At 73.3% G+C, this 15,727-nt stretch carries 17 protein-coding genes; 13 read left to right on the forward strand and 4 right to left on the reverse strand.

Features of this window, described 5'->3' with window-relative positions; all coding sequences use genetic code 11:
* Positions 1–78 precede the first annotated feature (78 nt).
* The 6 genes from ACI3ET_RS01715 to ACI3ET_RS01740 all read left to right on the forward strand — a co-directional run bounded on the left by ACI3ET_RS01715 (position 79) and on the right by ACI3ET_RS01740 (position 6,023).
* Positions 79–792: a DUF4386 family protein gene (locus ACI3ET_RS01715; RefSeq protein WP_405031220.1), complete on the forward strand. Its 714-nt coding sequence runs from the start codon at positions 79–81 to the stop codon at positions 790–792.
* Between the two features lie 65 nt (positions 793–857).
* The gene (locus ACI3ET_RS01720; protein WP_405031221.1) at positions 858–1,313 is read left to right on the forward strand and encodes a hypothetical protein; all 456 of its coding nucleotides are present in this window, start codon (positions 858–860) and stop codon (positions 1,311–1,313) included.
* Between the two features lie 45 nt (positions 1,314–1,358).
* Positions 1,359–1,988, forward strand: coding sequence for a DUF2461 domain-containing protein (locus ACI3ET_RS01725; protein WP_405031222.1), 630 nt, complete (start codon positions 1,359–1,361; stop codon positions 1,986–1,988).
* A gap of 117 nt (positions 1,989–2,105) precedes the next feature.
* Complete coding sequence (locus ACI3ET_RS01730) at positions 2,106–3,872, forward strand: hypothetical protein (protein WP_405031223.1); 1,767 nt, start codon at positions 2,106–2,108, stop codon at positions 3,870–3,872.
* A 36-nt stretch (positions 3,873–3,908) separates the two neighbouring features.
* Positions 3,909–4,859: an SDR family NAD(P)-dependent oxidoreductase gene (locus ACI3ET_RS01735; RefSeq protein WP_405031224.1), complete on the forward strand. Its 951-nt coding sequence runs from the start codon at positions 3,909–3,911 to the stop codon at positions 4,857–4,859.
* 30 nt (positions 4,860–4,889) lie between these two features.
* Positions 4,890–6,023, forward strand: a complete 1,134-nt coding sequence (locus tag ACI3ET_RS01740; RefSeq protein WP_405031225.1) for an alcohol dehydrogenase catalytic domain-containing protein — start codon at positions 4,890–4,892, stop codon at positions 6,021–6,023.
* On the opposite strand, the gene ACI3ET_RS01745 is transcribed toward ACI3ET_RS01740, so the two are convergent.
* The gene (locus tag ACI3ET_RS01745; RefSeq protein ID WP_405031226.1) at positions 5,994–6,611 is read right to left on the reverse strand and encodes a maleylpyruvate isomerase family mycothiol-dependent enzyme; all 618 of its coding nucleotides are present in this window, start codon (positions 6,609–6,611) and stop codon (positions 5,994–5,996) included. The two genes, ACI3ET_RS01740 and ACI3ET_RS01745, sit on opposite strands and share 30 nt — an antisense overlap.
* 130 nt (positions 6,612–6,741) lie before the next feature.
* Here ACI3ET_RS01745 and ACI3ET_RS01750 point away from each other — a divergent pair, with 130 nt between their 5' ends.
* Positions 6,742–7,206, forward strand: a complete 465-nt coding sequence (locus ACI3ET_RS01750; RefSeq protein WP_405031227.1) for a hemerythrin domain-containing protein — start codon at positions 6,742–6,744, stop codon at positions 7,204–7,206.
* 14 nt (positions 7,207–7,220) lie between these two features.
* Here ACI3ET_RS01750 and ACI3ET_RS01755 read toward each other — a convergent pair whose 3' ends face one another.
* The 3 genes from ACI3ET_RS01755 to ACI3ET_RS01765 all read right to left on the reverse strand — a co-directional run bounded on the left by ACI3ET_RS01755 (position 7,221) and on the right by ACI3ET_RS01765 (position 10,068).
* Positions 7,221–8,870 (reverse strand): SLC13 family permease, encoded by a 1,650-nt coding sequence (locus ACI3ET_RS01755; RefSeq protein ID WP_405031228.1) that lies wholly within the window; start codon positions 8,868–8,870, stop codon positions 7,221–7,223.
* Positions 8,871–8,956: 86 nt separating this feature from the next.
* The gene (locus tag ACI3ET_RS01760; RefSeq protein ID WP_405031229.1) at positions 8,957–9,328 is read right to left on the reverse strand and encodes a GntR family transcriptional regulator; all 372 of its coding nucleotides are present in this window, start codon (positions 9,326–9,328) and stop codon (positions 8,957–8,959) included.
* Positions 9,329–9,366: 38 nt separating this feature from the next.
* Positions 9,367–10,068 carry an NUDIX hydrolase gene (locus tag ACI3ET_RS01765; protein WP_405031230.1) on the reverse strand — a complete coding sequence of 234 codons (702 nt, stop codon included), beginning with the start codon at positions 10,066–10,068 and terminating at the stop codon, positions 9,367–9,369.
* A 96-nt stretch (positions 10,069–10,164) separates the two neighbouring features.
* Between ACI3ET_RS01765 and ACI3ET_RS01770 the strand changes: the two genes are divergently transcribed.
* From ACI3ET_RS01770 to ACI3ET_RS01795, 6 genes are all read left to right on the forward strand, one after another.
* A complete protein-coding gene (locus tag ACI3ET_RS01770; RefSeq protein WP_405031231.1) occupies positions 10,165–11,625 on the forward strand; it encodes an ADP-ribosylglycohydrolase family protein in 1,461 nt (486 codons plus the stop codon).
* Positions 11,622–12,671, forward strand: coding sequence for an ADP-ribosylglycohydrolase family protein (locus ACI3ET_RS01775; RefSeq protein ID WP_405031232.1), 1,050 nt, complete (start codon positions 11,622–11,624; stop codon positions 12,669–12,671). The genes ACI3ET_RS01770 and ACI3ET_RS01775 overlap by 4 nt, the downstream gene beginning before the upstream one ends.
* A 130-nt stretch (positions 12,672–12,801) precedes the next feature.
* Positions 12,802–13,167 carry a PH domain-containing protein gene (locus ACI3ET_RS01780; protein WP_405031233.1) on the forward strand — a complete coding sequence of 122 codons (366 nt, stop codon included), beginning with the start codon at positions 12,802–12,804 and terminating at the stop codon, positions 13,165–13,167.
* A gap of 159 nt (positions 13,168–13,326) precedes the next feature.
* Complete coding sequence (locus ACI3ET_RS01785; RefSeq protein WP_405031234.1) at positions 13,327–14,121, forward strand: class I SAM-dependent methyltransferase; 795 nt, start codon at positions 13,327–13,329, stop codon at positions 14,119–14,121.
* A 31-nt stretch (positions 14,122–14,152) separates the two neighbouring features.
* Positions 14,153–14,581 carry a hypothetical protein gene (locus ACI3ET_RS01790; RefSeq protein WP_405031235.1) on the forward strand — a complete coding sequence of 143 codons (429 nt, stop codon included), beginning with the start codon at positions 14,153–14,155 and terminating at the stop codon, positions 14,579–14,581.
* Positions 14,582–14,680: 99 nt separating this feature from the next.
* A complete protein-coding gene (locus ACI3ET_RS01795; RefSeq protein WP_405031236.1) occupies positions 14,681–15,721 on the forward strand; it encodes an MsnO8 family LLM class oxidoreductase in 1,041 nt (346 codons plus the stop codon).
* Positions 15,722–15,727: the final 6 nt, after the last annotated feature.

Raw genomic sequence — 15,727 nt, forward strand, 5'->3', positions numbered from 1 at the left:
CCCTGGCCACGCGTTGTCGCCCTCGCTAGACTGCATCCCACGACAGGTCGCACCACGAGACCCCCACGGAGGTGGGCGATGGATGCCCTGGACGAACGGTCGAACGAGCAGCGCGGCACGGTCCTCGTCGTGTCGATCGCCAGCGCCGGGCTCGTCGCGACCTACGCCGTGCTCGGAGTCCTGACCCTGACCGTCCTCGCTCCGCGTGGACAGACGGCAAACGCCGGCCCCTCCGTGCTCCGGTCGCTCGCCGAGCACGGCAGCTCCGTGTGGTTGGCCGCCCAGTTCCTCTTCCTCGCCAGCGCCCTCTTCGGCCTGGGCCTCGTGGTCGGGCTCCGCCGGCTCGCCCCGCCGGGCCGGGCCGCGATGGCGGACTGGGCGGCTGTCGTGGGAGCGCTGGGCTTCGGTGTCCTGGCGGTCGAGCAGGCACGGCTCGTCTCCCACGTCCCCGGGCTCAGCACGGCGGTGGAGGCAAACCCGGACCTCGCCCGTGAGGCCGCCAACCTGTCCCTGGTCAACCTGGTCGACCGCTACGAAATCCTGACCTACGGTGCCGTCGGGCTCTGGTTGCTGGCGACGGCGCTGGGCAGCCTGCCCACGACCGCACCGCGATGGCTGACCGTCACCGGGGTCCTGGCCGCCTGCGTGTTCCTCACCGTCGCCGTCTCCGAGGCCTCCTGGGCCACGACCGTCGCCAGCGTCGGTGCCCTCACCCTTGCGCCCGTCTTCCTCGGGGGGCTCGCGCTCCACCTGCGGAGACGGCCGGGCCCGGCCGTTGCTTCCACGCCGTAACCCCGCCTTCCCGACCCTGGACGCCACACCCTCCCCTGCGGGACCATGGGCCGGAGGAGGCGCCCATGCCTGAGGACTTCGAGAGCTACATCCAGCGGGTCCGTGCACACCGGGCCGAGCTGCGCGAGTCGGTGGCGGCGGTGGAGGAGGCGCTGGCCATCCCCCTCGGCAAGGGCATCGCCTGGCGACAACGGGTGCACGCCGCGCTGGCCGAGCTCGCCCACGACTTCGCGGACCACGTCGACCTGACCGAGCGGCCGGGCGGTCTCTACGACGGTGTGCGGACGAACGCCTCCCGGCTGACCGCGGCCGTCGACCGGCTCACCGAGGAGCACGCCGCGCTGCGCGAGGAGATCGCCGGCTCCCTCGCCGTCCTGGAGAACGAGGTCGGCACCACGGCGGACCTGCACGGCCTGCGCGAGGCCGTGACCTCGCTCATGGGTCGGCTCGTCCGGCACCGGCAGCGCGGCGGCGATCTCGTCTACGAGGCCTACGAGGTCGACATCGGCGGGTCTGGCTGACCAGCGGACCACGACCAGGACAACCACGACCAGGACGATGCCGGTATGACGTTCACGGGCTTCCCGCACGCCGCCACCGAGTTCTACGCCGAGCTCGAGCGGGACAACAGCACGGGCTTCTGGCAGGCGCACAAGGACCGGTGGGAGCGCGACGTCCGGGGGCCCATGGTGGCGCTGATGGCCGGCCTCGAGGACGAGTTCGGGCCGGCGAAGATCTTCCGGCCGAACCGCGACGTGCGCTTCTCCGCGGACAAGAGCCCCTACAAGACGCACCAGGGCGGGTACGTCGGCGTCTCGTCGAGGACCGGGTGGTATGCCGAGGTGTCCGCCGACGGTTTCCGGCTGGGTGCCGGCAGCTACCACCTGGACCCCGACGCGCTCGCGGCGTACCGGGCCGGGGTGGACGGGCCGGGAGGGGCCGAGCTGGAGCGCATCGTCGACGACCTCCGCGCGGGCGGGTGGGAGATCGGCGGGGAGCGCCTCCGGACCGCACCCCGCGGCTGGAGCCGGGACCACCCCCGCATCGAGCTGCTCCGGCACCGCTCGCTGACCGCCATGCGCTGGATCGAGGACGGCGACGTCGTGACCACCCCGGCGCTGCTCGAGCACGTCCGCGGGCACTGGCGCGCGGTGCGGCCGCTCGTGGAGTGGCTCGGGCGAGTCGTGGGCACCTGATCCTGTGGACACGTCCGGAGAGCCACAGGGCGGACCCGACGCACTCGTGCGTCGCTGACGCACATCCCCAGGACCGACGGCTACGGTGGCCGTTCGTGCACGGGACGGGAAGGTGCCATGGTCACACCATTCGGAGGAACGGGCCGAGACGGTGGGGGCGGCCACCGGCTGCTGCTCGCTGCGGGGGTCGCCGGGATCCTGCTCACGCTGAGCGCGTGCGACGCCCTGGAGGACGGCGGCACCTCGGACGGCGCTGACGGCACGGCCGCCCAGGACGGCAGCGGGCAGCCAGACGCCGTGGGCGACGCCCTGGTCGCGACGCTCGCCGCCCCCGAGGAGGCGACGGTCGTCACCGGGAGCGCCGCGCAGCGGGCGCTCCGCACGACCGCTGCCCTCTTCGCGACCGCGCCCGTGGTGGTGGTCGCTGCCCCCGACGAGCAGCTGCGCGCGGCGTCGGCCGCGGTGGCGCTCGGCGTTCCCGTCCTCGTCGACGGCGCGGGCACCGCCGAGGAGGTCGAGCGCCTCGGCGCCGAGGTGGCCCTCGTCCTGGGCCCGGTGGACGACCCGGGCATCGACGTCGTCGTGCCGCAGGACGACGAGGAGCTCGCGCGCCTGCTCGGCGTCGGCGCCGCCGCCGTGACGGTGGACGCGGCGGACGCGACCGCCAGGATCGCCGCGCTCGACCCGGCTGCTCCCGAGCTGCTGGTGCCCGGGGCGGCCGCCGCTCCAGCACCGGAGGACAGCGCCAGCACCACGGCGGACGCCACGGACGCCACGTCGGCGCCGGAGCCGGGACCCGCCCCCCTGGACAGCGACCGGGACGAGCTGCCGGAGACCGCGGCACCGCAGCCCCAGGGGGCCACGGTGGTCCTGACCACCGGCAGCGACGACGACCTCGCCGCCCTGGGCACCGCTCGGGCGGCCGGGGCCACCGTGGTCGTCGCCGAGGACGGTGACCCGCGCAGCAGCACCGAGAGCGTCGAGGCGATGGCCGGCTCGGCACCCACAGCGGTGCTCGGTCTCGGCGAGGAGTTCGGCGACACCGAGACCCTCGCCTGGCGCTCGCGCACGGCCGCCACCGGGGAAGAGCTGCCCGGCGGTGGGCAGCTCGCCCTGCCGGGCAAGACCTACGTCGCGCTCTACGGCACCCCCGTCACCTCCGCGCTCGGCGTCCTCGGCGAGCAGCCGATCGAGGAGACGATCACGCGCGCAGAGGAGTTCGCCGCGGCCTACCAACCCCTGACCGACGAGCCGGTCGTCCCCACCCTGGAGATCATCGTCACCGTGGCCAGCGAGGGCGCCGGGCCGGACGGCAACTACTCCAACGAGCTGCCGCTGGACGACATCCGGCCCCTCGTGGACCTGGCTGGGGAGCACGGGGTGTACGTCGTGCTCGACCTGCAGCCGGGACGCACCGACTACGTCACCCAGGCCAAGCTCTACGAGGAGCTGCTCGTGCGGCCCTACGTCGGGCTCGCCCTCGACCCGGAGTGGCGGCTGCGCCCGGACCAGGTGCACATGACCGAGATCGGCCAGGTCAGCGTCTCCGAGGTCGACGAGGTCGTGACCTACCTGGCGGACCTGACGCGCGAGAACGACCTGCCGCAGAAGATCCTCGTGCTCCACCAGTTCCAGACCCGGATGATCCCGGACGTCAACGAGGTCGACCAGTCCCGCTCGGAGGTGGCGGTGCTCATCCACGCCGACGGGCAGGGACCGCAGCCCTCCAAGCAGGACACCTGGCGCACCCTGCGGGCCAACGCCCCGGACGTCGAGCACTGGGGCTGGAAGAACTTCTACGACGAGGACGTGCCCGGGCCGTTGACCCCCGAGGAGACCATGAGCCTCGTCGACCCGGTGCCCGACTTCATCTCCTACCAGTAGCCCGCACCCGGGAGCCCGAACCACTACCCTCCTGCCATGCAGGGAGCGGTGCTGGTCACGGGTGCCACGGGCGGCATCGGCTACTTCGTCGCCGAACAGCTGGCCGAGCGGGGTCACCGCGTGCTCGTCGCCGCCCGCAACCCGGCCAAGGCGCAGACCGCGCGCGCGACCCTGCGACGCCACGTCCCCGGCGCCGACGTGGAGATCGTCCACCTCGACCTGGCAGACCTCCGCACGGTCGGCGCCGCGGCCACGCAGCTGGCGGCCGCCGAACCGCTCGCCGCACTGGTCGCCAACGCCGCGGTCGTCAGCTACGGCGTGCGGCCCGCTCCACCACGCCTGACCGCCGACGGTCTCGAGCTGCACCTGGGCACCGCCCACCTCGGGCACTTCGCCCTCCTCGCCCACCTGCGACCGGCCCTGGAGCGGTGGGGCACGCGCGTCGTGCACGTGGGCAGCCTCAGCCACCGCCTCCCCCTCGGTCGTGACCCGTGGGGCGCCGCCTCGGACCCGCGCCGCGAGCCGTCGCTGGTCAGCTACGGACGCTCCAAGCTCGCGGTCACCCTCTTCGGTATGGAGCTCGCGCGCCGGTTCGCGGCGGGCGCGACCGCCGCGACGTCCGTCCTCGCCCACCCCGGGACGGCGGTGGACGTCCTGACGCCCGAGCGCGACGGCATACCCGCCTCCCAGCCCACGGACATCGGCGCCTTCTCCAGGATGCTCACCCGGGGCATGCACGGCAAGGACGGCGGGGCGAAGATCCTCGTGCACGCGGCGACGGCGCCGGAGGTGCGCAACGGCGACGTCTGGGGTCCGTCGGGGCGTGGGCAGCTCAGCGGCGGTCCCGTCCGCCTCCGACCGCCCTCGCTGCGGCACGCCGACCGGCTCACCGGCGGCCTGATGCGGACGAGCGAGGAGCTCACCGGTCGGTGGGCGGCGCTCCCGGGCGGGCCGGACGCAGGTGGCGGTGATGGTGTGATGGGGTGAGGTCCCAGACGACAGACCGAGGAGGTGCCCGTGCGGGCGGTGAGGTTCGACGCGTTCGGTGAGCTGGCCTACGTGACCGAGGTGCCGGTGCCCGAGGCCGTGCCCGGAGGTGTGGTCATCAGGGTCGGCGCGACCGGGCTGTGCCGCTCCGACTGGCACGGCTGGCAGGGGCACGACCCGGACATCACCACGCTCCCCCACACCCCGGGGCACGAGTTCGCCGGCACGGTCCACGCCGTCGGTGCGGGTGTCGAGCAGCTGAGGGTCGGCGACCGGGTGGTCGCACCGTTCGTCTGCGGGTGCGGGACCTGCGAGGTGTGTCGCACGGGCAACTCCCACGTCTGCCCGAGCCAGTGGCAGCCGGGCGTGGACGGCCCCGGCTCGTTCGCGGAGTTCGTCGCCCTGCCCGCCGCAGACTTCAACGTCGTCCCGCTGCCGGACGCCGTCCCCTTCGACGTGGCGGCGGGGCTGGGGTGCCGGTTCGCCACGGCATACCGGGCGCTGGTGGACGTGGCGCAGGTGCGCGCGGGCGAGTCGGTCGCGGTGCTGGGCTGCGGTGGCGTGGGCCTCGCGGCCGTGATGATCGCGCGGTCGCGCGGCGCGCACGTGGTCGCGGTGGACGTCGACCCCGCCGCCCTCGCCCTGGCCCGGGACGTCGGGGCGGGCGACGTGCTGCAGACCGCGGGCGAGACCGCCGACGAGGTGGCCGCGTCGGTGCGGGCCCTGGTGCCGGGCGGCGTGGACGTGGCCGTCGACGCGCTGGGCAGCGTCGCGACGGCCCGCGCGGCTGCGCTCAGCCTAGGGATCCAGGGACGGTACCTGCAGATCGGGCTGCTGCCACCGGCCACGGTCGGCGACCGCGCCACGGTGCCGATGCACACGGTGATCGCGCGGGAGCTGCGGGTCCTCGGCAGCCACGGGATGCCGGCGTGCGACTACCCGCGGATGCTGGACGACATCGCGGCCGGTCGGCTGGAGCCGGAACGCCTCCTGACCCGCGTGATCCCGCTGGACGAGGCCCCCGAGGCCCTGGCCGCGATGAGCGCCCGGACCGTGCCTGGCGTGACGGTCATCCGTCCTGAGGGGCGCCGGCACACCCACCGGGACGTGCTGTGGGCAGCGCCAGAGGGTCGACTACCCGAGGACGGAGAAGTGGTCCGGTAGTGGCTCGCGGCCAGTGAGCGCCAGGAGGACGGCTCGGTCGTCCCGGCGCACCGAGGCGATCTGCACCGCCACCTCGGCGGCAGGTGACACGCTCGTGGCGAGTTCCTCAGGGACCCGCACCCCCGTCGCACGGGCGAGGTCGAGCCCGTGGACTGTTAGCTCGAACGCGCGGGTCTTGAGGTACTCGGACAGTGCCAGCGGACCGAAGCGAGAAGGGACCAAGCGGTCGTCGGGCTCCTCCGCCACCCGCCCCAGCGCCGCAGCCGCTCTCGCCCGGGCATACGTCACCGGGTTCTCGAGCTCCTGCGCCTCCGTCCGCGCGCGCTCCAGCACGCCCTCGTGCACGCCCGGCTGGGCAAGGGCCTTGACGAAGTAGGTCGACGCCTCGAGCAGGTCGCCGACCGGCAGTGGCTCGTCCAGGTAGTCGACGACCGTCGACCACGCGCGCATCGTGTGTGCCGCGAGCTCGCGGACGGTCCAGTCCCCCAGGCCGGGTTTGTCCCAGTCGTCGTCGGGAATCGATCCCAGCACGGCGAGCGCCCCTGCCGAGGCGAGCTCGAACCAGGTGCGCGGTGCAAGCTGTCCCATGCCGACAAACCTACTCGGCGTGATGTTCCGACCACTCCCGTCGCCCGGGGTGGCGAGCATGGGCAACACCTCTCGCAGCACGAGCGCAGGAGCCGTAGACGACCGGGCGCCTCGTGCGGGACCATGGCACATGGTGGCCCCCCAGGTGGAGGACTTCGAGACCTACATCCAGACGGTGCGCGCGCGCCGCGCCGAGATGCGGGAGTCGCTCGCGGCGGTGGACGACGCGCTCGCCGTCCCCCTCGGCAAGCCCCTCGTCTGGCGAGAACGGGTGAGGGCCGCGCTGGCCGAGCTGGCCCACGACTTCGAGGACCACATCGGCCTCACCGAGTGCACGGACGGCCTGTTCAGCGCGATCCTCGACGGCCACCCGCGGCTGGTCCGCTCGGTGGAGACCCTTCTCGCGGAGCACTCCGCCCTGCGTGAGGACATCGCGGGATGTCTGGCGATCCTCGACCGCGGTGACGCGATCGCCGACCTGCCGGCCTTCCGTGAGGAGCTCACCGCGCTGGTGGGACAGCTCGTCCGGCACCGACAGCGGGGCAGCGACCTCATCTACGAGGCGTATGCCGTGGACATCGGTGGGCAGGACTGAGGCACCCGCACCTGTCAGTAGACGATCCCGAACACCATGACGGCCAGCGTCATCACCGTCGCCGTCACCAGGACGATGCCGATGAGGTTGAGCCAGACGCCGCCCTTCATCATCTGCGGGATGGTGACGTAGCCGGAGCCGAACGCGATCGCGTTGGGCGGCGTGGCAACCGGCAGCATGAACGCGCACGTGGCGGCGAGCGCCACCGGGATCGCGAGCAGCATCGGGTCCACGCCGATCCCCAGGGCGACGCCGCCCGCGACCGGGAGGAAGGTCGCGGCCGTGGCGGTGTTGCTGGTCAGCTCGGTGAGGAAGATGATGCCGGCGGTGAAGATGAGCACGAGCAGCACGACCGGGAGACCGCCGAGGCCCTCGGCCTGCTGGCCGATCACCTCGGTCAGCCCGGACTCGCCGAACTGCGCCGAGAGCGCGAGCCCGCCGCCGAAGAGCAGGAGCACCCCCCAGGGCAGCTCGACCGCGCTGTCCCAGTCGAGCAGGCGGACGCCGCGGGCGGCCCCGGCCGGCAGCAGGAAGAGCAGCAGGGCCACAGCCATCGCGATGCCGGCGTCGCTGATCGGCGGGTCCTCCCAGATCAACGGGACGGACACCCAGGCGAGGGCGGCCAGGACGAAGAGGGCCAGCACCCTGATCTCGCCCTGGGACATGCGCCCGAGCTTCTTGATCTCCCGCGTCATGAGCTGACGGCCGCCGGGGATCTCGTCGATCTCGGGCTTGAAGAGGACCTTGGTGAGCAGGAACCAGCAGATGACGAGGAAGACGACCGCGAGCGGCACGCCGACGAGCATCCACTGCCCGAACCCGACGTTGATGTCGTGGTTCTCCGCGAGGTAGCCGACGAGGAGGGTGTTCGGCGGGGTGCCGATGATGGTCCCGAGGGAGCCGATCGAGGCGGCGTAGGCGATGCCGAGCATCAGCGCGGTGCCGAAGTTGGACTTGATGACGGCGTCCTTGACGGCGTCCGACCTCAGGTCGGCCTCGGGCGCGTCGGCGCGAGCGAAGTCCTCCTCGGTCAGCTCACGGTCCGGGTCGCCGGAGCCGTCGCCCTCCACGCCGAGCCGGGCGACGAGCATGAGCACCGAGACGCCGATCGGCAGCATCATCACGGCGGTGGCGGTGTTGGAGACCCACATCGAGAGGAACCCGGTGGCGATCATGAAGCCCGCCACGACCATGGACGGGTTGGTGCCCATGGCACGCACGGTGACCAGCGCGATCCGCCGGTGCAGGTTCCACCGCTGCATGGCGAGGGCGAGCATGAACCCGCCCATGAACAGGAAGATGATGTTGTTGCCGTAGGAGGCGCCGACGTCGTTGACGCTGGCCTCGCCCAGGACCGGGAAGACGATCAGCGGCACGAGGGCGGTGACCGGGATCGGCAGGGCCTCGGTCATCCACCAGATGCCCATGAGCACGGCGGTGGCGGCGGTCAGCTTGGCGGGGTGGGCCACGTCGCCCATGAGCACGTAGGCGAGCAAGGCGGCGACGAGGCCGGTGGCGAGGCCGGCCCAGCGCACCTTGCTGGCGCGGGGCTCGAGGCCGGGGTCGCGCTCGCCGGGTGACTGCTGCTCGATCTCGGCACCCCGCGAGGGGTCCGGGGCGTACTCGTGCAGGTGGTCACCCGGGACCGTGCGTGGGTGGGTCATGGGAGTGTCCTTCCCCCTCGTTGCGGATCGACAGGCCACACGCTAGCGGTCACCGACCCCCGCGCACCGCAGGAGCGGCGGCCCGCTCAGGACTGCAGCGCCTGCCGCACCAGCGCGAGCGCCTCGCTCGGGGCCAGGCCGAGTGAGCGAGCGGTCCGGGCGTAGGAGGCCGCGGCCTCCTGTCCGGCCGAGATCGCCCGCGCCGACGCCGGTTCGCCCGGCTCTCGACCCGCGACGAAGGTGCCGGACCGGCCCCGCCCGACGAGCAGGCCGTCGGCCTCCAGCTCGCGGTAGGCACGGGCGACCGTGTTCGGGGCGATCCCCAGGTCGAGCGCGAGGCCGCGCACGGTCGGAAGCTTGTCCCCCGAGCGCAGCTCGCCGCTGGCCACCTGGTCGGTGATCTGCTCGCGGAGCTGGGCGAAGGGTGGCTCGGAGGCGGTGGGGTCGAGCTCGAACATCAGGTCTCCCGTCTGTGGTGCCGCAAGAGTAGGCCGCCTCAGTCACGCATCATCGGCGGCACGAGCGCCGCCGCCCCGCCGGCCGTGAACAGGCGGGCCGGCCGCCCACGCTCGCCCCTGCGCTCCTGCCCCGTCTCCCGCACGAACCCCTCGGCGCGCGTCACCTTCCGCGTGAAGTTGCGCGGGTCGAGCGGCCGCCCCCACACCGCCTCGTAGACGCCCTGCAGCTCGGGCATGGTGAACCGCGGTGGGCAGAAGCTCAGCGCCAGGTCGGTGTACTCCAGCTTGCCCCGCGCCCGCTCGACCCCGTCGGCCAGGATCGTCGGGTGGTCGAAGGCCAGCTCCAGCCGCGTCGCCTCCTCGACCGGCCACCACCGCGCGTTCACGGCGTCCGTGCCCCCGCGCACCTCGTGCGGCAGGTCCGCCCCCACCGCGAGGTAGGCGACGGACACGACGCGCTGGCGCGGGTCACGGTCCGGGTGCCCGTACGTCGCCAGCTGCTCCAGCCGCGCCTCGACCTCCACCCCGGTCTCCTCGCGCAGCTCGCGACGGGCCGCGTCCTCGAGGTCCTCGTCGATGTGCACGAAACCGCCGGGGAGCGCCCACATCCCGCCGTGCGTGGACCCGCCCCGGCGCACGAGCAGGGCGGAGAACACCCCGTCGAGAATGCTCAGCACCACGAGGTCGATCGCCACGGCGAAGGGCGGGTATGCGGTCTCGCGGCTCTTCTTCGTCGTCACCCGCTCAGGGTACATCGTTTGCGTCTACTTGACATGATATCCGCCGAGGGTATTCACTGTCAGCAGGACATAAACCGCTCGACCCCGGGAGGCACCATGCACTTTTCCTCTCCCCGGACCGACCGCGCCGCCGGCGTGCTGCTCGGCCAGGCCTGCGGCGACGCCCTCGGCGTCCCCTACGAGTTCGCGTCGCGCCGCTTCGACCCCGTCACCGGCCCGCAGATGGTCGGCGGCGGCCTCGGCAGCTACGCACCCGGCGAGTGGTCGGACGACACCCAGATGGCGGCCTGCATCGCCCGGGTCTCCGCCACGGGCCAGGACCTCACGACCCCTGCCGCCCTCGACGCGGTCGCAAAGGGCTTCCTGCGCTGGCTCGCCGACGGCCCGGCCGACATCGGCTCGCAGACCAGCGCGGTCCTGCACTCCACCCTGCGCCACGCCGGGGACGGCCGCCCCCACGCCGTGATGACCGACGCCGCCCGTCGTCTCCACGAGCGCTCCGGCCGCACGGCCGGCAACGGGGCGCTCATGCGGACCGCCGTCGTCGGCCTGACCCGGCTCGCGGACCGCGACGCCACCGCCCGGGCCGCCCGTGCCGTCGCCGCGCTCACCCACCACGACCCGCTGGCCGGCGACTCGTGCGTGCTGTGGTCCGAGGCGGTGCGCCGCGCGGTCGTCGACGGCGTGCTGGACCTCCGTGGCGGCCTCGACCTCCTCCCCGCCGAGCACCAGGGCTTCTGGACCGAGACGATCGACCGGGCCGAGCAGGACGACCCGTCGACCTTCACCGGCAACGGCTACACGGTCACCGCGCTCCAGGCGGCCTGGGCGTCGATCCACCACACCCTGCCCACGTCCGACCCGGGCCCGGACCACCTCCGCGCGGCACTGCATACCGCGATCGGGATCGGTCACGACACGGACACTGTCGCGGCCATCGCGGGCGGTCTGCTGGGCGCGCGGTACGGCGTCAGCGCCCTCCCCCTCGCCTGGACCCGCGCGGTCCACGGCTGGCCCGGACTGCGCGCCCGCGACCTCGTCCACCTGGCCCTGCGCACCGCCCGGCAGGGTCCCGAGGCACCGCAGAGCTGGCCGTCGGCCGTGCGGATGGACACCGGCAGCGAGCGCCCGCTCGCCGCGCCCCTGGCGTCCGACCCGGACGTCCTGCTCGGCACGTTCGCCGACCTGTCCCGCACCCGCGAGCTGGGTGTCGACGCCGTCGTCTCGCTCTGCCGGCTCGGCACCGAGGAGTTCGCCCCGCCCGGGGTCGCTCCCGCGGACCATGCCGAGGTCTGGCTCGTCGACAGCGACGACCCGGTCGGCAACCAGCACCTGGTCTGGCTGCTCGACGAGGCGGCTCGTGACGTGGCCCAGCTGCGCGCCGAGGGCCGCCGCGTCCTGCTCCACTGCGTCGCCGCGCACCACCGCACCCCGGCGGTAGCGCTGCGCTACCTGCGCACACGGGGCCTCGACGTCGACACCGCCGTCGCCGAGATCACCACCGCCCTCGGCCGCGAGGTCGACGGCGGCCTGCTCTGGAAGGAAGCCCAGCGATGACCGACGACATCCAGTCCGCCGCCCGCCTCGCCAAGGTCGTGGAGATCTCGCGCGGCATCCACCACGGCATCGCGCTCGGCGACGCCGCCGACCACCTGACCAGCACCGCTCCTGTGCTGCCGGGCGGCGTGGCGACCCAGCTCACGCTCGCTACCACCGAGGGCCTGGTCCGCACGCTCGAGCGAGCCGGGCGCCAGCTCGACCACGACTGGGCGCACGAGAACCTCGAGGCGCTGCGCCGCTGGGCGACCGCCCAGGGCATCCCCGGGGTCGCTCCCAGCCGCGACGCGTCCCGGAGCCTGCTGACCACCCTGCCCGCGTATGCCGTGCGCCGGGGCAACGCGCCCGCGACGGTCCGCGTGCTGCGGCACGGACCGGCCGCGCTGACGGCCGCGGGGCACCGCAGCCTCGGCGCGCACGCCCTGGTGCGGACGCTGCCGTTCGCGGTGCTCGTCGCGCTCCACGGGCCGGGGTTCGTGTGGCCGGTCCCGGAGCTGGCCGGTGCCACGCACGGTCATCCCCTGGTCGGCCCGGTGGCCGTGGTCGGTGCACTGCTCGCCGCACGCGGCGCGGACCGGTCGGTCCCCCTCGACGCCGGCTGGCTCGACGTGCTCGACGCGCACGTCCCCGAGGGCGGCGAGCTGCTGAAGACGCGCGTCGGCACGGCGATCATGGCCGCGGCCACCGACCCTCAGGACCCCGGCCAGCTCGCCGAGCTGGCCCCCGACCGCTCGGCGCTGTCGGTGCTCGCCGCCGCCGTCTACGTCGTGCTGTCCCACCCCGAGCCCGACCAGCTCCTGCTCGCGATGGCGCTGGCCAGCTTCTCCTCCGACAAGCAGTCGACCTCCGCCGTCGTCGGCGCGCTGGTCGGCGCCCGCCACGGCAGCACCCCGATGCTCCAGCTCGGGGCGGCCCGCCTCGAGCTGGCGTGGGCATGCGACGCCCTGGCCACCGACCTGGCGCTGACCTCGATGCTCACGCCCCTCGGCAAGGAGCCGGACGGGCAGGCGTGGCTGCCGTCGTGGCCGGCGAGGTATGCGGTCTGAAGCACCACCGCCTCCGTGCACGGGCACCGACCGCAGGTCCTCCGCACCCGATCGCTTGCGGAGGACCGTGCCTGGACCGTGATAGACCTGCAGCGCGAGCACCGAGCTCGCCACACCGAGAGGGGAACCTGTGGAATCTGCACCGATCCTGACCTGGACGCTCGTCGCCGAGTGCCCGATCCCGAAGGACGTCGAGGCGCTCATGGTGCCTGGCGAGGAGGCGGTCGCTGCCTACAAGACCTTCCGGGACTCGGCGATCTTCACCACCAAGCGGCTCATCGTGCGTGACGCCCAGGGCCTTCGTGGCAAGAAGGTCGAGATCTACTCGCTGCCCTACTCCTCGATCAACATGTGGTCCTCAGAGAACGCCTCGGGCTTCCTCGACTACAACGCCGAGATGGAGCTGTGGACCCGAGCCGGCCAGGTCAAGGTCAACCTCGGCAAGGGCATCGACGTGCGCAAGCTCGACTCGCTGATCGCCCGCTACGTGCTCTGACACCGAGCTCCCACCACGTCGACCGGCTTCGTCGCATCGGCAGAATTGCCCCTAGCGTCGACGGCATCGCTGGGCTGACACTGCTGTCATGGGCCTGCTCGACGCCTTCGGTGGCCTCCGGGAGAGACTCACCAACGTGCTCACGCTGGGCACGACCCCGTGAGTCCCACCGAGGGGGCCGCCACCTTCACGGCCGGCGGCGACGCCTACGACGCCTTCATGGGCAGGTATGCCGTGCCGCTCGCCCCGCTCTTCGCGGACGTGGCCGGCGTGACGCCCGGGCAGCGCGCGCTCGACGTCGGGTGCGGGACGGGGGCGCTCACGGGCGAGCTGGTGCGTCGGCTCGGCGCCCACCGCGTGACGGGCTGCGACCCTTCGCCGCTGCTGGAGGCGTGCCGGGCCCGGCACCCCGGGGTCGACCTTCGTGCGGGCACGGCCGAGGACCTGCCCTACGACGACGGATCCCTGGACCTGGCCGTCGCCCAGCTCGTGCTGCACTTCGTCACCGACGCCCCGCGGGCGCTGAGCGAGATGCGACGCGTCGTGGCGCCGGACGGTCGGGTGGCCGCCTGCGTCTGGGACTCGACCGGCGGGATGCGGATGCTCACCGCGTTCTCCGACGCCGTCCGCGAGGTCGACGGGCAGGTGCCGGAACGTCTGCGGCGATGGCCCTGCGGTCACAGCGGCGAGCTCTCGCAGCTTCTCACCGACGCGGGACTCGAGGACGTGGCCGAGACCGAGCTGCAGGTCGGGTCGCGCTACGACAGCTTCGACGAGCTGTGGTCGACGCTCACGCTGGGCACCGGCCCGGCGGGCGCCCACCTCGCCACCCTCTCCCGGGACGCGCAGCGGGCGCTGCGCACGGCATACCTCGCGCAGGTGGGGTCACCGTCGGGCGCCTTCACCCTCGGCGCCGTCGCGCGAGCGGCCGTCGGGACGGTGACGGGCCATTGACCGCGCATCGAGCCAGTTCCATACTCGTGTGATGCGGGGCCGGCCACAGGGGAGCGGGACGAGCACGAAGGCGCTCCTCGCTGCGCGCGTGCTCGCGGGCCTGATGGGCGTCGTGCAGCTGGCGGGCGCGTCCTTCTTCCTCTTCGTGGCTCCCGAGGAGGCGGTCTGGCTCGGGCCGTCGGTCGACGTCCCGGTCGTGGGGATCATGCTCATCGGCTTCGCCCTCAAGCTCGTCTTCGCACTCTGGCCCGGCCTGCCCGTCTCGCGCAGGACCATGGTCGGACTGGCGGCCGTGACGTTCGGGATGGTGGTCACGCTCCTCAAGATCCCGCTCTACGACGAGCCGGAGGGCGTCGTCTTCCTGGCGGTCGACGCGCTGCTGCTCGCTCTTCTCCTGCTCGCCCGGCGCGGGGCCGCGCGCCCGACCCTCGACCGCGGGCACACGAAGGTGCCGGCGTAGCCGCAGGAAGAAGGTGTTCCGCGGAACACCTGCGGGCCCGGGGCAGTCCCCGTGACCGGGTTGCAGGTCCGCGAGCCAGACCGACCTACAGTGGAGGACATGTCACCCATCACTGTAGGCGTGCTCGACCTCCTCCCGGTGCGCACCGGGCAGACCACCGCCCAGGCGCTGGGCGCCGCCCGCTCGCTGGCGCGGGCGGCGGACGAGGCCGGGGTGGGGCGCTACTGGCTGGCCGAGCACCACAACACCCTGTCGGTGGCCTCGACCAGTCCCCCGGTGGCGATCGCCCTGATCGCCGCGGCGACCACGCGGATGCGCGTCGGCTCCGGCGGCGTCATGCTCCCCAACCACGCCCCGCTCGTGGTGGCAGAGCAGTTCGCGCTGCTCGAGGCGGCCTACCCGGGTCGCATCGACCTGGGCATCGGTCGTGCGCCGGGGACCGACCCGGTCACCAGCTGGGCGCTCCGCGCCGGGGCGTCGGACTCCGATGCGGTGCAACGCTTCCCGGACTATGTCCAGCAGGTCATGGCGTTCATGTCGACAGACGGGGCGGCCGTGCAGATCGGCTCGCGCCAGCACGAGGTGGTCGCGACGCCGCACGCGCAGGAGGCCCCGCCCGTGTGGCTGCTCGGCTCCTCGGACTACTCGGCGCGACTGGCCGCCCAGCTCGGGCTGCCCTACGTCTTCGCCCACCACTTCGCCGGTCGCGGGACCGCCGAGGCACTCGAGCTCTACCGCTCGACCTGGGCCGGGGAGGGCGAGCCGGAGACCTTCCTCACCGTCAACGCCGTCGTCGCCGACACCAGCGAGGAGGCGCGACGCCTGGCGCTGCCGTTCCAGCACATGATGGCAAGCCTGCTGGTGCCCGGACCGATGAAGCGCCGGCCGCTGATGACCGTCGACGAGGCGGTCGAAGCGCCGCTTCCGCTCCCCCGGTCGACGTTCGACGCGGTGACCGACCCGTGGCTCGTCGGGACCGCCGAGGAGGTCGCCGAGCAGGCGCGCGCGCTGGCCGAGAGGTTCGGGGTCACCGAGATCATGGTGCAACCCGTCGCGGGGGCGTATGCCGGAGAGCCGGTCGACCGCGACGTGCACCGCGAGCGCACCGTGGTCGAGGTGGCGACGCGGCTGGCTGCCTGACACCGC

Source organism: Ornithinimicrobium jinqii, from assembly GCF_045032595.1.
In the GTDB taxonomy this organism is placed as follows: Bacteria; Actinomycetota; Actinomycetes; order Actinomycetales; family Dermatophilaceae; genus Ornithinicoccus.

Excerpts from the sequence above, each read along its gene's own strand:
- ACI3ET_RS01775 (WP_405031232.1), top strand. The coding sequence starts at position 11,622 with ATGACCGACGACATCCAGTCCGCCGCCCGCCTCGCCAAGGTCGTGGAG.
- ACI3ET_RS01715 (WP_405031220.1), top strand. The coding sequence starts at position 79 with ATGGATGCCCTGGACGAACGGTCGAACGAGCAGCGCGGCACGGTCCTC.
- ACI3ET_RS01730 (WP_405031223.1), top strand. The coding sequence starts at position 2,106 with ATGGTCACACCATTCGGAGGAACGGGCCGAGACGGTGGGGGCGGCCAC.
- ACI3ET_RS01755 (WP_405031228.1), bottom strand. The coding sequence starts at position 8,870 with ATGACCCACCCACGCACGGTCCCGGGTGACCACCTGCACGAGTACGCC.
- ACI3ET_RS01790 (WP_405031235.1), top strand. The coding sequence starts at position 14,153 with ATGCGGGGCCGGCCACAGGGGAGCGGGACGAGCACGAAGGCGCTCCTC.
- ACI3ET_RS01720 (WP_405031221.1), top strand. The coding sequence starts at position 858 with ATGCCTGAGGACTTCGAGAGCTACATCCAGCGGGTCCGTGCACACCGG.
- ACI3ET_RS01725 (WP_405031222.1), top strand. The coding sequence starts at position 1,359 with ATGACGTTCACGGGCTTCCCGCACGCCGCCACCGAGTTCTACGCCGAG.
- ACI3ET_RS01760 (WP_405031229.1), bottom strand. The coding sequence starts at position 9,328 with ATGTTCGAGCTCGACCCCACCGCCTCCGAGCCACCCTTCGCCCAGCTC.
- ACI3ET_RS01770 (WP_405031231.1), top strand. The coding sequence starts at position 10,165 with ATGCACTTTTCCTCTCCCCGGACCGACCGCGCCGCCGGCGTGCTGCTC.
- ACI3ET_RS01750 (WP_405031227.1), top strand. The coding sequence starts at position 6,742 with ATGGTGGCCCCCCAGGTGGAGGACTTCGAGACCTACATCCAGACGGTG.
- ACI3ET_RS01735 (WP_405031224.1), top strand. The coding sequence starts at position 3,909 with ATGCAGGGAGCGGTGCTGGTCACGGGTGCCACGGGCGGCATCGGCTAC.
- ACI3ET_RS01745 (WP_405031226.1), bottom strand. The coding sequence starts at position 6,611 with ATGGGACAGCTTGCACCGCGCACCTGGTTCGAGCTCGCCTCGGCAGGG.
- ACI3ET_RS01795 (WP_405031236.1), top strand. The coding sequence starts at position 14,681 with ATGTCACCCATCACTGTAGGCGTGCTCGACCTCCTCCCGGTGCGCACC.